Source organism: Ruegeria sp. CG8, assembly GCF_056537165.1.
Genome location: NZ_JBQFRA010000006.1, coordinates 1 through 14,479, shown reverse-complemented (window position 1 = coordinate 14,479; position 14,479 = coordinate 1). Strand labels below are relative to the sequence as shown.

General features: G+C 60.9%; 17 protein-coding genes. 10 read left to right on the top strand and 7 right to left on the bottom strand.

Annotated features, from left to right (window positions below; genetic code table 11):
- Position 1: 1 nt before the first annotated feature.
- The 6 genes from ACR0EF_RS16915 to ACR0EF_RS16890 are packed head-to-tail and all read left to right on the top strand — an operon-like array spanning position 2 to position 4,683.
- On the top strand, positions 2-1,714 hold the full coding sequence (locus ACR0EF_RS16915; RefSeq protein ID WP_170361560.1) for a sensor histidine kinase: 1,713 nt from the start codon (positions 2-4) through the stop codon (positions 1,712-1,714).
- A gap of 3 nt (positions 1,715-1,717) precedes the next feature.
- Positions 1,718-2,188, top strand: coding sequence for an HPr kinase/phosphorylase (locus ACR0EF_RS16910; protein ID WP_170372753.1), 471 nt, complete (start codon positions 1,718-1,720; stop codon positions 2,186-2,188).
- A complete protein-coding gene (gene rapZ / locus ACR0EF_RS16905) occupies positions 2,173-3,066 on the top strand; it encodes an RNase adapter RapZ (RefSeq protein ID WP_170373276.1) in 894 nt (297 codons plus the stop codon). The genes ACR0EF_RS16910 and rapZ overlap by 16 nt, the downstream gene beginning before the upstream one ends.
- A complete protein-coding gene (locus tag ACR0EF_RS16900; RefSeq protein WP_093965293.1) occupies positions 3,063-3,455 on the top strand; it encodes a PTS sugar transporter subunit IIA in 393 nt (130 codons plus the stop codon). The genes rapZ and ACR0EF_RS16900 overlap by 4 nt, the downstream gene beginning before the upstream one ends.
- A gap of 17 nt (positions 3,456-3,472) precedes the next feature.
- A complete protein-coding gene (locus ACR0EF_RS16895; RefSeq protein ID WP_170343440.1) occupies positions 3,473-3,742 on the top strand; it encodes an HPr family phosphocarrier protein in 270 nt (89 codons plus the stop codon).
- A gap of 41 nt (positions 3,743-3,783) precedes the next feature.
- Positions 3,784-4,683 carry a lysophospholipid acyltransferase family protein gene (locus ACR0EF_RS16890; RefSeq protein WP_170367980.1) on the top strand — a complete coding sequence of 300 codons (900 nt, stop codon included), beginning with the start codon at positions 3,784-3,786 and terminating at the stop codon, positions 4,681-4,683.
- A 56-nt stretch (positions 4,684-4,739) separates the two neighbouring features.
- Here the strand turns inward: ACR0EF_RS16890 and ACR0EF_RS16885 are convergent, their stop codons facing one another.
- The gene (locus ACR0EF_RS16885) at positions 4,740-5,615 is read right to left on the bottom strand and encodes a 3-hydroxybutyryl-CoA dehydrogenase (protein WP_170373275.1); all 876 of its coding nucleotides are present in this window, start codon (positions 5,613-5,615) and stop codon (positions 4,740-4,742) included.
- Positions 5,616-5,780: 165 nt separating this feature from the next.
- Here ACR0EF_RS16885 and ACR0EF_RS16880 point away from each other — a divergent pair, with 165 nt between their 5' ends.
- The gene (locus tag ACR0EF_RS16880) at positions 5,781-6,608 is read left to right on the top strand and encodes a DUF6473 family protein (protein ID WP_174825254.1); all 828 of its coding nucleotides are present in this window, start codon (positions 5,781-5,783) and stop codon (positions 6,606-6,608) included.
- A 49-nt stretch (positions 6,609-6,657) separates the two neighbouring features.
- On the opposite strand, the gene ACR0EF_RS16875 is transcribed toward ACR0EF_RS16880, so the two are convergent.
- From ACR0EF_RS16875 to ACR0EF_RS16850, 6 genes are all read right to left on the bottom strand, one after another.
- On the bottom strand, positions 6,658-7,587 hold the full coding sequence (locus ACR0EF_RS16875; RefSeq protein WP_170343444.1) for an electron transfer flavoprotein subunit alpha/FixB family protein: 930 nt from the start codon (positions 7,585-7,587) through the stop codon (positions 6,658-6,660).
- On the bottom strand, positions 7,587-8,345 hold the full coding sequence (locus tag ACR0EF_RS16870; protein WP_170342626.1) for an electron transfer flavoprotein subunit beta/FixA family protein: 759 nt from the start codon (positions 8,343-8,345) through the stop codon (positions 7,587-7,589). The genes ACR0EF_RS16875 and ACR0EF_RS16870 overlap by 1 nt, the downstream gene beginning before the upstream one ends.
- A 311-nt stretch (positions 8,346-8,656) precedes the next feature.
- Positions 8,657-9,229 (bottom strand): cob(I)yrinic acid a,c-diamide adenosyltransferase, encoded by a 573-nt coding sequence (locus ACR0EF_RS16865; protein ID WP_170373274.1) that lies wholly within the window; start codon positions 9,227-9,229, stop codon positions 8,657-8,659.
- A complete protein-coding gene (locus tag ACR0EF_RS16860; RefSeq protein ID WP_093965306.1) occupies positions 9,230-9,433 on the bottom strand; it encodes a twin transmembrane helix small protein in 204 nt (67 codons plus the stop codon).
- A gap of 80 nt (positions 9,434-9,513) precedes the next feature.
- A complete protein-coding gene (locus ACR0EF_RS16855) occupies positions 9,514-10,341 on the bottom strand; it encodes an SDR family NAD(P)-dependent oxidoreductase (RefSeq protein ID WP_170343446.1) in 828 nt (275 codons plus the stop codon).
- Positions 10,342-10,409: 68 nt separating this feature from the next.
- Positions 10,410-11,036 carry an SH3 domain-containing protein gene (locus ACR0EF_RS16850; protein WP_244952481.1) on the bottom strand — a complete coding sequence of 209 codons (627 nt, stop codon included), beginning with the start codon at positions 11,034-11,036 and terminating at the stop codon, positions 10,410-10,412.
- A 199-nt stretch (positions 11,037-11,235) separates the two neighbouring features.
- On the opposite strand from ACR0EF_RS16850, the gene ACR0EF_RS16845 reads away from it, so the two are divergent.
- The 3 genes from ACR0EF_RS16845 to ACR0EF_RS16835 all read left to right on the top strand — a co-directional run.
- On the top strand, positions 11,236-13,584 hold the full coding sequence (locus ACR0EF_RS16845; protein ID WP_170367984.1) for a DNA topoisomerase IV subunit A: 2,349 nt from the start codon (positions 11,236-11,238) through the stop codon (positions 13,582-13,584).
- Positions 13,585-13,681: 97 nt separating this feature from the next.
- Positions 13,682-14,272, top strand: a complete 591-nt coding sequence (locus tag ACR0EF_RS16840) for a hypothetical protein (protein WP_170361569.1) — start codon at positions 13,682-13,684, stop codon at positions 14,270-14,272.
- A gap of 116 nt (positions 14,273-14,388) precedes the next feature.
- Positions 14,389-14,479 (top strand): GTP-binding protein (locus ACR0EF_RS16835; RefSeq protein ID WP_215675807.1); only part of this gene is annotated, 91 nt, incomplete at its 3' end.

Below are 14,479 nucleotides of genomic sequence, written 5' to 3'. Positions count from 1 at the left end.
CGTGCGTGACACCGAGCAATCCAGCGAGTTGCGCGACGGTGACGTCGTTCTGGGCGATGATTGGGTCATCCCGCAAGACCCCGAGTCGGCCGAGCTGCGCGCGCGGCGATCGCGGCGTACTCTGTTCACGCTGCGCAACTCGCCGCTGGCGCGCAAGATCATCACGTTCAACCTGATTGCTTTGGTGATCCTGGTCGCAGGGCTGCTTTATCTGGATGACACCCGAAAAGAGAGGGTCCAGCAAACGGCGCGGAACCTGATCGGCGATGCGCAACTGGTCAGCAACGTCTTCGAGGCCCAGCTGCGCCAGGTTGCCGGATCGCGGGACGCTTCTGACCTGAACGTCAAGGCGACACTTGCCGGGCTGAGCATCCCCGAAGGCGGCGAAGTCTTCGTCTATGACAGCACCGGCACGTTGATCGGCTGGACACGGGGTTCCTCGACCGTGTCGGAATTGCCGGGCCTGATTCAGGCCGAGGCGGATGTTCCGACCGGCAGCACATTGATCTCTGATGCCCTGACCGCCGTCTGGAATGGTCTGTATTCGGTTTTCACCACCGGATCTGAAACCGAGGCGCCGACGCTGGCACAGCGGGTTCAGGACATCATACCAAACGCGCTGGACGGCCACATGCAGGTTCACGCCGTGTCTGATGCGGCCGGAGACACCGTGATTGTGGCGGCGTCGCCAATCGTTCTGGATGGCGCCCCTGTGGGGGCTGTCGCAATGGCTGGCCCCGCCGGAGAAATCGATGCACTGGCTCGAAAAGAGCAGGAGCGCATTCTACAGATGTTTGTCGTTGCCCTGCTGGTCTCGGTGGGTCTCAGCCTTGTGCTGGCCTCGACCATCGCGAACCCGCTGGCGGATCTGGCCGCTGCGGCGGAAATGGGCAAGGACCGCGGCACTGGGGTCAATCCCGGCCGTATCCGCATCCCCGACCTGAGCGCCCGCCCGGACGAGATTGGTCGGCTTAGCCGTGCGCTGCGGGGAATGGTGACGGCGCTCTACAACCGGATAGACGCCAACGAACAGTTCGCGGCTGACGTCGCGCATGAAATCAAGAACCCCTTGGCCAGCCTGCAATCGGCCGTCGGTACGCTGCGAATGGTCAAGCGTGACGATCAGCGCGAGAAATTGTTGGGCGTTATTGAGCACGATGTCCGCCGATTGGACCGCCTTGTCAGCGACATCTCGAATGCGTCCCGCCTGGACGCTGAACTGGTCAAAGAGCAGGAACAGCCCTTCGATCTACTGAAGCTGATCGGCAATATCAGTCAGTATCTGGGCGAAGATGCCCGGTCGAAGGGGATCGACTACATCACGGATTTGCCGTCCAAGCCCATCGTCATAAACGGGCTCGAGGCCCGTCTGGCGCAGGTTTTCGTGAACCTGATTACAAATGCCATTTCCTTCTGCGAGGAAAGCGACGCGATCCGCGTTTGGGTGCGCCAACGCGAAAATCGGGTTCTCGTTGTTGTCGAAGACACCGGCCCCGGTATTCCGGACCAGGCCCTGACCAAGGTTTTCAAGCGCTTCTACTCGCAGCGCCCGGCCGAGCATTTCGGCAACAACTCGGGTCTTGGACTTGCGATCTCGAAACAGATTGTCGAGGCCCACGGCGGCGTCATCTGGGCCGAGAACATCCGCCCGACCGAGGCGGACATCACGTCGGACCCGCAAGGTGCGCGGTTTGTCGTGGGTCTTCCCCTTTAAGCGATGTGGGCTTTGCGCCTTCCGGAAAAGCCCAGCGATGATCCGGTCTGCGTGCACGCCACATGCGTTGCCGTTGCTGGCCGCGGCGCCCTGATTTCGGGGCCGTCCGGGGTCGGAAAATCGGCACTTGCATTGCAGATGATGGGCTTCGGAGCGGACCTCGTCGCCGATGATCGTGTGAATTTGACCCTGTCGGGCGACCGGGTGCTGGCGGATGCGGTTCCTCAGATCCGTGGATTGGTCGAAGCCCGCGGCGTTGGGCTGCTGCGCGCCACGGCCTGCGGTCCCGTTCCGTTGGATTGGATCGTGGATCTGGATCAGGTGGAGTCCCAACGACTGCCGGAACCGCGACAGGTTCTTGTGCTGGGACATCCTGTTCCCTTGCTTCATGCCGCCGGCGTCCCCAACTTGGCATCAGCACTTGTTCAACTGATGAAAATGGGGCGCGTCGATCCGCAATGGCCAAGCACGTGACAGCACAAACGCGCATCGTTCTGGTGACAGGTCCGTCGGGCGCGGGCCGGTCGACGGCGATTCATGTGCTCGAGGATCTGGGCTATGAGGCCATCGACAACTTGCCGATGGGCCTGTTGCTGCGCCTGATGGAGGGCGCGGATCCATCCCGGCCGATGGCGCTGGGAGTCGATGCCCGCAATCGTGATTTCTCGACCATCGGCTTTATCGAATTGGTCGCCAAACTGGGCCGGATGAGCCAGGTGGACCTGTCCACGCTCTATCTGGATTGCAGCGACGACGTGCTGTTGCGCCGGTTTTCGGAAACCCGGCGCCGTCATCCGGTTGCAACCGATGCCAGCCCCGAAACCGGCATCCGCCAGGAAAAGGAATTGTTGGAGCCGATCCGCGAGATCGCCGACACCCTGATCGACACCAGCGTGCTCAACGTGCACCAGCTGCGATCCGAGGTCGAACGCTGGTTCGCCCCCGAAGGAGGCCGGCATCTGGCCGTTTCTATCGAGTCCTTCTCCTACAAACGGGGGCTGCCGCTGGGCCTCGACATGGTGTTCGACTGCCGATTTCTGGCCAACCCCTATTGGCGTCCGGAGCTGCGCGAGGCTGATGGTCGAAATCCGGACGTTGCGTCCTATGTTCAGGCTGACACGAACTATGCCGCCTTTTTTGAACGAGTGGTGGAGCTGTTGCTGTCTCTGCTGCCCGCCTTCAAGGCCGAGGGCAAAACGCACCTGTCGGTCGCCTTCGGCTGTACCGGGGGTCAGCACCGCTCGGTCGCGATGGCCGAAGCGGTCGCAAAAGCCCTTGCAGAGCAGGGGCAGCCGGTGGCAATTAGACACCGCGAGATGGAACGTCGATCGTTGAATGTGAGGCCGGATTGATCGGAATTGTAATCGTGGCGCATGGCGGATTGGCCCAGGAATACCTGGCGGCCATGCAACACGTCGTGGGCAAGCAACCCGGCCTTGTGGCAGTGTCGATCGACGCTGATCATGATCGCGAAGAAAAGCAGGCCGAAATCTGTCGGGCCGCGGATGCTGTGGATGTCGGCGACGGTGTTGTTGTCGTGACCGATCTGTTCGGGGGCAGCCCCTCGAATCTCAGCCTGCGCGCCTGTGCGCCGCAGGACCGTAGAATTCTTTACGGCGCCAACCTTCCGATGCTGATCAAACTGGCCAAAAGCCGCCAACTTCCGGTCGGGGACGCCGTCCGTAGGGCTATGGAGGCTGGACGAAAGTACATCAATGCGCAAAATGTGACATTGGACTGACATCGGATCGATTGAATATGGCCACCAAAAGCTTGAAAATCATCAACGAAAAGGGCTTGCACGCGCGCGCTTCAGCCAAATTGGTCGAGGTAGTCGAAGGGTTTGACGCCCGCGCCGAAGTGTCCAAAGACGGCATGTCCGCGTCGGGTGACAGCATTATGGGCCTTTTGATGTTGGCGGCTTCGCGTGGAACGACTATTGACGTCGAAACGTCCGGGCCGGATGCTGAGGCGCTGGCAGATGCGCTGGAAGCATTGGTGAACGACAAGTTCGGCGAAGGTTTCTGACGCAGGGCACTGCCACAAAACAAGAACGGGAAGACCAGGAATTGGCGGAAACCACGCACGATACCAAGACCAACACGGTGGTGGCCGAGACCGCGGAAGCGGGCGAAATCTACGACCGCCGCACGCTGACCTACGCAAATTCGTTTGACGACGCCTGGACCTCGACGGCCATCAAGGCGATCGAATGGTGCACAGGCAAGCTGACCATTCTGCGCATGGTCAACAAGTTCGAAAAGCAGAATGAAAAGTATCGCGGCCAGAAATTCTGGGGTGGTGCCCTTGGTATCATGGGAATCGACCTGACCACGCCCGAACACCAGATTGCGCGCATTCCGAAAGAGGGGCCCGTTGTGGTAGTGGCCAATCACCCGCATGGGATGGTGGACGGCATGATCCTGGCCGAGTTGATCGGACGAGTGCGCCAGGACTATCGCATTCTGACCCGCTCGGTTCTGACCGGGCTGGACGAGGCCGCGACCTCGTTCATGATCCCGGTCCCGTTTCCACATGACCCCGAAGCCCAGAGCAAGATGCTTGAGATGCGGGGCAAGGCGATGGAGCACCTCAAGAACGGTGGTGTCGTCGCGCTGTTCCCATCCGGTGTGGTGATGTCTTCGGACACGTGGTTCGGCCCGGCTCAGGAACGCGAATGGAACGTGTTCACCGCCAAGATGATCCGGCGATCCGGTGCCAAGGTTCTGCCCATCTACTTCCCTGGCAGCAATTCGCGCTGGTACCAGATTGCCAACAAACTATCGGCAATTTTGCGTCAGGGACTTCTGCTGCATGAGATCGTCCGGTCCTGCAACAAACCGGTCGGCCCCGTGATCGGAGAGCCGATTTCGGACGAGGACATGAAATTGCTCGAACGCGACCCGCGCGGATTCATGACCTGGCTCAGAAAACACACGCTGGGCTTGGGGCAGTCACCAGAAGCCTGATCCACCGTTCATTTGCGCGAAAACATCGCAAGCGAGCGGGGCGGTCCCTTGACGGTTTAGCGCGTCGGGACCGGAACCTCGCCACGGTAGTCATAAAACCCGCGATCGGTCTTGCGGCCCAGCCAGCCGGCCTCGACGTATTTCGTCAGCAACGGGCAGGGGCGGTACTTTGTATCCGCCAACCCATCATGGAGGACGTTCATGATGGCCAGACAGGTGTCCAGCCCGATGAAATCGGCCAGTTCCAGCGGACCCATGGGGTGATTGGCGCCCAGCTTCATCGACTGGTCGATCGACTGAACGCTGCCGACACCTTCATACAGGGTATAGACGGCCTCGTTGATCATCGGCATCAGGATACGGTTCACGATGAAGGCCGGAAAATCCTCGGCGCTGGCGGCGGTTTTGCCCAACCGATCCACCACCGCCTTGCAGGTGGCAAAGGTCTCTTCGTCGGTGGCGATACCGCGAATCAACTCGACCAATTGCATGACAGGAACCGGGTTCATGAAGTGGAACCCCATGAAACGCTCCGGCCGATCCGTCCGGCTGGCAAGCCGTGTGATCGAAATGGACGAAGTGTTCGACGTCAGGATCGTGTGGGCCTGCAAATGCGGCTGCAGATCCTCGAAAATCGCCTGCTTGATGGCCTCACGTTCGGTCGCGGCTTCGATCACGAGGTCCGTCTGGCCGATCTCGGGAAGGTTCAGCGTGGTCTTGATCCGCTGCAATGCGGTCTGCATCTCGTCGTCACCGATCTTGCCGCGTGACACCTGACGAGCCAGGTTGCCCTTGATCGTTTCAATGGCAGCATCCAGCGCATCCTGGCTGATGTCGTTCAGCAGAACGTCATACCCTGCCAACGCCATCACATGGGCGATTCCGTTGCCCATCTGGCCCGCGCCGATTACTCCGACTGATTTCACGTCCATATTGAACTGCCTTCCGCATCAAGGTTCAGGGGGACATTATCGGCAGTCCGGGTTGGGCGGCAAGGGGTTGGGACCGGTCCAATTCGCTTCAAATGCGCACATTAGAGTTTTCTAAACACCTAAGGCCGCAGAATGGCAATTGGGTGAAGAAAATGGGTGGCTGACATGAGTTATCATGAGTCGGGCGCGACCGGTGTCGAGGAATCCGTCTGCCGGTACGGGGCGTCAAAACTGTGGTTTCGCGGGCCAAAGCGTGCGTTGCAGGTACCATATGTGGCCTGCGTCGGCGGCACCGAGACATTCGGTCGGTTCGTCGATTCTCCGTTTCCCGCAGCGTTGGAGCAGCGGCTGGAAATGCAGTGTCTGAATCTGGGCAGTCTGTTCACGGGTGCCGAGGGATTGGCGCGGGATCCGGAAATTCTGAGCCTGATGAATGGCGCCGAGGTTTGCGTTCTGCAACTGCCCTCGGCGCTGAATCAGTCCAACCGGTTCTACCGTGTTCATCCCCGACGCAATGATCGAGTGCTCGAGGCGACCTCGGACCTTTCCACCTTGTACCCCAAAGTTGATTTTGCCGAAGTGCACTTTGTGCGGCACCTTATGTCCAGGTTGTCGGCATTTTCGGACGCACGGTTCGAAGTGGTGGCCGCCGAGTTGCGGCGGGCTTGGGCAGAGGCGCTTCGCACCCTGTTGGACAACGTCACCAGCCGGGTTCTGCTGCTGTGGCTGGACTGGGATCACAGCCCGGCAGTCGGGCTGGATGCGCGGGGGGTATCTGATCCGGTGCCAATTACTCAGGCCATGATTGATGGGGTGTCGGATGGAGGGGTGCCAACCGTGAAGATGACGGTGCGCCCTTCAGGTGCTTCGGATGATCTTGAAGACATGCTGTTCGGCACGATGCAGCAACCGATGGCGGAATATATGATCGGACCGGCCACGCACCGGGCTATTGCAGAACGTTTGCTGCCTGCGATCCGAGACCTCGAATGAAAAAGGCCCGCCGATTGGCGGGCCTTGATCGTTTCGAAGTCTGGACGTATCAGCCCAGCTTTTCGGTCAGTTCCGGCACGGCCTGGAACAGGTCCGCGACCAGGCCGTAGTCCGCGACCTGGAAGATCGGAGCTTCTTCGTCTTTGTTGATCGCGACGATGATCTTCGAATCCTTCATGCCGGCCAGGTGCTGGATCGCACCCGAAATACCAACCGCGATGTACAGATCGGGTGCAACGACCTTGCCGGTCTGACCCACCTGCCAGTCGTTCGGGGCATAGCCCGAGTCGACTGCCGCACGGCTGGCACCAACCGCCGCGCCCAGCTTGTCGGCCAGGGCTTCGATCAGTTTGAAGTCTTCTTCCGAGCCAACACCACGGCCGCCCGAGACAACGACGCCGGCCGAGGTCAGTTCCGGACGGTCGCTTTCGGCGACCTTGTCCTCGACCCATTCCGACAGGCCGGGGTTTTCACCGACCGATACGGTCTCGACCGGGGCCGATCCACCTTCGCCGGCCGCATCAAAGCTGGCCGTACGGAAGGTGATGACCTTCTTGGCGTCGTTCGACTTGACGGTCTGGATCGCGTTGCCCGCGTAGATCGGGCGCTCGAAGGTCGAGCCGTCCACCACGCCCGACGCGTCCGAGATCACCATCACGTCCAGCAGCGCGGCCACGCGCGGCATCACGTTCTTGGCGTCGGTGGTGGCGGGTGCCACGATATGCTCATAGCCGTCGGCCAGGCTGACGATCAGCGCGGCGGTCGATTCGGCCAGGCGGTGGCCCAGCGACGGGTCTTCGGCGACCAGGACCTTGGAGACGCCGTCGATCTTGGCGGCGGCTTCGCCGGCAACGGCGGCCGAGCCGCCCGCGGCCAGAACGGTCACGTCACCCAGCTGCTTGGCAGCGGTGACCGCCTTGGCGGTCGCGTCCATCGCCAGTTCGCCATTGTTGACTTCGGCAAGCAGAAGTACAGCCATTACACAGCCCCCGCTTCTTTGAGTTTCCCGACCAGCTCGTCGACCGAGCCCACGATGATGCCAGCGGCGCGTGCCGGCGGCTCTTCGGTCTTGACGACTTCGAGCCGCGGAGTGACGTCGACGCCGTAATCGGCGGCGGTTTTTTCGTCCAGCGGCTTTTTCTTGGCCTTCATGATGTTGGGCAGCGACGCATAGCGCGGCTCGTTCAGGCGCAGGTCGACGGTGATGATGGCCGGCATCTTGACGCTGATGGTCTGCAAACCGCCGTCAACTTCACGGGTGACCTTGGCGGTGTCGCCTTCGATGTCCAGTTCGGACGCGAAGGTGCCCTGGCTCCAGCCCAGCAGCGCCGACAGCATCTGGCCGGTGGCGTTCATGTCGTTGTCGATCGCCTGCTTGCCGCACAGAACCAGTCCGGGCTGTTCTTCCTCGACCACCTTGGCCAGGATCTTGGCGACGGCCAGCGGCTCGATGTCCTGGTGGACGTCATCCGCCGCGACGACCAGGATGGCGCGGTCAGCACCCATTGCCAGCGCGGTGCGCAGCGTTTCCTGCGCCTGCTTGACGCCGATCGAAACGGCCACGACCTCGTCGGCCTTGCCGGCTTCTTTCAGGCGGATCGCCTCTTCGACTGCAATCTCGTCGAACGGGTTCATCGACATTTTGACATTGGCGAGATCAACACCGCTGCCGTCCGCTTTGACGCGAACTTTCACGTTGTAGTCGATCACGCGCTTGACAGGCACAAGTACCTTCATTTTTGCGTACGCTCCTTACAAAAACGGCAAGCCGCAATGCGACTCCACCAATGCTCTCGTCGGCCTAGATAGCGCCTTGCGGGGCGTCGGGACAGGGCAAAATCGTCACGTCATGTCGTGGGGACGTCGCGTTTCACGCTTTTTGACGTGAAGGAACGAAATATTGTTACCCGGCCGATGGGCGGTTTTGCCGCGCCGGATGGTTCGAAATCGCATTCAAGGGGCTCGGGTTTCGGCGGTGTGCGGCCGCCCTTCGGGCCGGGGCTTCGCCCTTCCGGTCGCCACAACGTCCGCTGGACGTTGCGCCGCTTTTAGCGGTTCGCGCCCGGAACCCACAAGACGTCATCGCGGCCGCCGTTGTTGGCGCAGCGGGCTGCCACGAAGAACCAGTCGCTGAGGCGGTTGAGGTATTTCACCGCGGCCGCGTTCACCGGTTCCATGTTGGTCAGTTCGACTGCCAGACGCTCGGCGCGCCGCGAGACCGTGCGGCAGACATGCAGATGCGCCGCCAGGTTTGATCCGCCCGGCAGGATGAAGCTGCGCAACGGTTCGAGGTCGGCATTCATCGCGTCGATTTCCGATTCCAGACGATCGATCTGGGCCGGGGCGATCCGCAGGGGTGGGTAGTCGGCCTCGGCATCCTTTTCCATGTCGGGGCGGCACAGGTCAGCGCCCAGGTCGAACAGATCGTTCTGGATGCGGGCCAGCGCCGCATCGACCTCGCCCTCGGCCTCGGTGCGGGCCACGCCGACAAATGCGTTCAACTCGTCCACCGTGCCATAGGCCGCCACGCGGCCCGAGTATTTCGCAACCCGTTCGCCATTGCCCAGCGCGGTTTTGCCGTCGTCGCCGGTGCGGGTATAAATCTTGTTCAGAACGACCATCTACTGCACTCCCTGTCCACGCAGATAGACGTAGAGCACGATCAGTACCACGGCAATGAATTGAAACAGGATGCGCAGCCGCATCATCTTGTTGCTTTTCTTGGCAGCCGCCATACCGCCCTTGCCGAAATTGGATATGCCGATGGCCAGAACAACGACGACCGCCGCCATGGCCAAAAGAAGTACGCCCATTAGAAGGTCCATGAACTCACCGTCCGCATTTGTTGTATCCTTTCCGCACCATCTAGCGGGGCGGCCCGCGAAAGCGAACGGGTAATTTCGTCTCAGATACCCGAAAGGATGCGGTCTATCGTGCCCGTTGGTAGAATGCGGCGCAAATAACCAGCGATATAGGTCGGTGTGGTCACGTAGTACCGAGCTTTGGGCGACTTTGCCTCGAGCGCGCGGGCAAGTTTGTCGGTTACCGCGGACGCAGGCAACTCGAACCGGTCGGGGCCCGAGTCTTCGTACAGACGTTTGAGCAGCGACCCCTCATACTTGTCGCGCAGGGCCGAGTTTTCCCAGTCTATGAACCGTTCAAAAATCGGTATGGCTTTTTCGCGCAGTTTAGAGGTGATGGGACCGGGTTCAATCAGCACCACTTTGATGCCGGTGCCGCGCAGCTCCAGCCTCATCGTATCGGTCAGGCCTTCGATTGCGTATTTCGTGGCGACGTAAGCACCGCGCCAGGGAAAGGCGACCAGACCCAGTACCGACGAGTTCTGCACGATGCGGCCATGGCCCTGTGCACGCATGACGGGTATCACCTGGCGGGTCAGTTCGTGCCAGCCAAAAACATTGGTCTCGAAGATATGGCGCAACCCGTCGGTGGGCACATCTTCGATCGCACCGGGCAGGCCATGGGCGCCGTTGTTGAACAGCGCGTCCAATGTGCCGCCCGTTGCTTCGAGAACACTGGCCAATCCCGAAGTGATCGTTTCGGCATCGGTATAGTCGATTCTTGGGCTGTCAAAGCCCTGAGCCCTCAGCCTGTCGCAATCGCGCTGATGTCTGCAGGCGGCAAACACGCGCCATCCGCGTGCACGCATCCCGTGTGCCGCGTCCAGACCAATGCCGGATGAGCATCCGGTGATGAGGATGGATTTCTGCATGTCTGCCCCAAAGTCGTCCTCGGCAAAAACTATTGCGAGGATCGGCCTCCGGCAATGACGGCATCACGTCAATTTGTGCTTTTTCGGATCAACGAGGAGGAAATCCAGCCAACCTGTTGCTCGGGCAACACGCGCAGGCGCAGCCAGCCGGTTCCGGACTCGCTCAGAACTTCGACCTGCTGACCCATCCGCGCTTTGCCGATGATCGGATAGATCGTGCCGGGGCCGTCGCGCATGTTCACGCGGGTGCCGGACACGATGCGGATGTCTTTCGGCGGCTCTGCGGGTGCAGGGGCGGCTGCCGTTTCCGGTTCGGCGTCGGTGTCCAAAACCTGGACGGCCGCGTTTTCATCCAGCGACGCCAGCGAAAAGGTGCCGCCGGTATTGTCGAAACTGGACAGATCAGAATTCAGACCGGCCGCGATCTGCGCTAGCAACGCCTCGGTATCGACGGCATCGGCGGCGGGGATCGGTTCCGGCTTAGGTTCGGACGGCTTGGCGGGGCGCAGGGCCACTTTCGTCACAAGCTCGGTTGCCGGGGAGGGGACCAGTGGCCTGGGCTCGGGTTTCTCACCTGCCGCAACGACGGGTGGTGCCTCGGCGCGGGTTCCGCGCGGTTCGAATTCGGATCCACCGCTCATGACGTAGAAGAACCAGCCGAGCATGGCAAAAGTAACAAGCATAAGGCGCGTCATGGCGCATCCCCCGGTAATCATAACAACAAGAAAAAGGCAGCATTCAATTGTTGGGATCCTACCATAGTTCGGGTCCCGAGTCGAAAATCGGGGGAAATCGCCGGGTTGGCTCCCCCTGTTGCAAAAACCCCGACTTGTCCCCAGCAAAATATGCCTTGGTTGCTTTACCACGCGCGCCGGGCGTCGTATCACATCATCTATGAACGACACGATTGACGACCCCAACATGGAGGCCCCCGACGCCGGGGGTGAGGTGGCCGAACCGCTGCGCCGGGCAATTGGCGAGCGTTATCTAACCTATGCTCTCTCCACCATCATGCACCGCGCGCTGCCGGATGCGCGCGACGGGCTGAAGCCGGTTCACCGGCGAATCCTCTACGCTATGCGCGAGCTGCGACTCAGCTCCTCGGGCGGGTTCCGCAAGTCGGCCAAGATCTCGGGTGACGTGATGGGTAACTATCACCCGCACGGGGACGCCGCGATCTATGACGCGATGGCGCGTCTGGCGCAGGATTTCAACGTCCGCTACCCGCTGGTCGACGGGCAGGGGAATTTCGGCAATATCGACGGCGACAACCCGGCGGCCTCGCGCTACACCGAGGCCCGGATGACCATCGTTGCCGAGGCGTTGCTGGAGGGGCTGAACGAGGACGCCGTCGATTTCCGCGACAACTATGACGGCACGCTGACCGAACCGGTCGTCTTGCCGGCACAGTTCCCGAACCTTCTGGCCAATGGCGCCTCAGGCATTGCCGTGGGCATGGCGACGAACATCCCGCCCCACAACATCGCCGAGCTGTGCGACGCCTGTCTGCATCTGATCAAGACGCCCGACGCGCGTGACGACACGCTGCTGAACTATGTGCCGGGGCCCGATTTCCCAACGGGCGGCGTAATCGTAGAACCGGCCGAGAATATCGCGCAGGCCTATCGCACCGGGCGCGGATCGTTCCGGCTGCGTTGCAAATACGAGGTCGAGGATCTGGGCCGCGGCCAGTGGCAGATCGTGGTCACCGAGATCCCGTATCAGGTTCAGAAATCCAAGCTGATCGAAAAGATCGCCGAGCTGATCCAGACCAAAAAGATCCCGATCCTGGGCGATGTGCGCGACGAATCCGCCGACGACATCCGCCTCATCCTCGAACCGCGCTCCAAGAACGTGGACCCCGAGGTGTTGATGAACATGCTGTATCGTAACTCGGATCTCGAGGTGCGGTTCAGCCTGAACATGAACGTGCTGATCGACGGGGTGACGCCCAAGGTCTGCTCGATGAAAGAGGTGCTGCGCGCCTTCCTCGATCACCGGCAAGAGGTGCTGCTGCGCCGCTCTCGTCACCGCATGGCCAAGATCGACCACCGGTTGGAGGTGTTGGAGGGCTTTATCGTTGCCTTCCTGAATCTCGACCGCGTGATTGATATCATCCGCTATGACGACGATCCCAAGGCCGCGCTGATGCGCGAGAATTGGGGCATCGACCATGTCCGCGCCACCAGCGAGGCCGACTATGTCTCGCCCAAGCCGGGCGAGGGCGAATTGTCCGAAGTTCAGGTCGACGCGATCCTGAACATGCGCCTGCGCAGCCTGCGTCGGCTCGAAGAGATGGAACTGGTCCGTGAGCGTGACGCGCTGATGGAAGAGCGCGCAGAACTCGAGGATCTGCTGGCGGATGAGGGTCTGCAATGGGCCAAGATCGCCGAGCAGCTGAAAGAGACCAAGAAGACCTTCGGCAAGGATTATGAGGGCGGCGCGCGTCGCACCCGGTTTGCCGAAGCAGGCGAGGTCGAGGACGTACCGCTAGAGGCGATGATCGACAAAGAGCCGATCACGGTCGTCTGCTCTCAGATGGGCTGGATCCGCGCCATGACCGGCCATATCGACCTGAACCGCGAGCTGAAGTTCAAGGACGGCGACGGGCCGCGGTTCATCTTCCATGCGGAAACCACCGACCGGCTGCTGGTCTTCGCATCGAACGGGCGGGTCTACACGGTCAGCGCCGCGAACCTTCCCGGTGGCCGGGGAATGGGTGAGCCGCTGCGCCTGATGGTCGATCTGCCCAACGAGGCGCAGATCGTCGATATCCTGATCCACAAGCCGGGGCGCAAGCTGCTGGTTGCTTCGGATGCGGGCAACGGGTTCATGGTGCCCGAGGACGAGGTGCTGGCCCAGACCCGCAACGGCAAACAGGTGCTGAACGTCAAGGATGACGAGCGCGCGGTGATCTGCAAGCCGATCGAGGGCGATCACGTCGCTGTGGTATCACAGAACGGCAAGTTTCTGGTGTTCCCGGTCTCTGAACTGCCCGAGATGACGCGGGGCAAGGGCGTGCGTCTCCAGAAATACAACATGGCGCGCGGGCGCCAGGGCACACTGGAGCTGGATGGCGGCCTGTCCGACCTGACGACGTTCAACTGGGAGGACGGTTTGAAATGGTCAATGGGCGGCGACAAGACGCGGCATGAGGCAGATATGTCTCAATGGCTGGCAAAGCGCGCAAGCGTCGGAAAAAAACCGCCCTATGGGTTCCCGCGCGATTACAAGTTCTCGTGATCGTGCGCCGACCACGGTGGAAATCTGCCGATACGGCTTGGCACATGCTGCATCGGTGCGCTAGATCAAAGAAAAACAGGCCTATCGAGACGAGACAATGCTGCGCATTCTGACCCTGATTACCGGACTTGCCCTGGTGGGCGCCTGCACGCAGACGCAACTCTATGAAGAGCCGGAAGATCTGGGTGAATTCAAGCTGCGTGTGAACTATGCGTTTGCCGACAAGGCCGTCCAGGGGCCGGTGTCTCGGGATGCGACGCCCCAGGAATGGACCGAAGCGATCCAGAAGGCCGTCGATATCCGCCTTGGTCGCTATCAGGGCTCGCAGGAGTATGACATCGGGATCAGCCTCGAAGGCTATATGCTGGCGCCTCCTGGCATTCCGGTGATCTACAACCCCAAAAGCACAGCGATCGTTCTGGTCAACGTCTATGATGTCGGCAAGAAAGAGTTTCTGGCCAAAGGCAAGCAGTTCCAGGTCCTCGAAGATACCACCGGTGGCAGCGCTCTGAAGGGCTCGGGCAACGAACGCACCAAGGAAGAGCAGATGAGCGGTTTGGCACTGAAAGTGGCGGACCGCGTCGAGGAATGGCTGGCTGAAGAGCACAAGGACAACGGGTGGTTCGACCTGCGCCCCGGCCTGATCCAACCGATTGAATCCGGACAGGCGGTACAAAACCCGGCATAGTTTTGAGGATTTCCCTCAGGATGTGCTTGATTTTCCGCTTTGAACCAAATATCTCGCGCGCGCAGATGTAACCACGGGACCAAGGGTCCCCCAAATCGCAAAAGGGCGCCTGAGGAATGGCAAAGGAAAAGTTTGAGCGTACAAAACCGCACGTCAACATTGGCACGATTGGCCACGTTGACCACGGCAAGACGACGCTGACCGCAG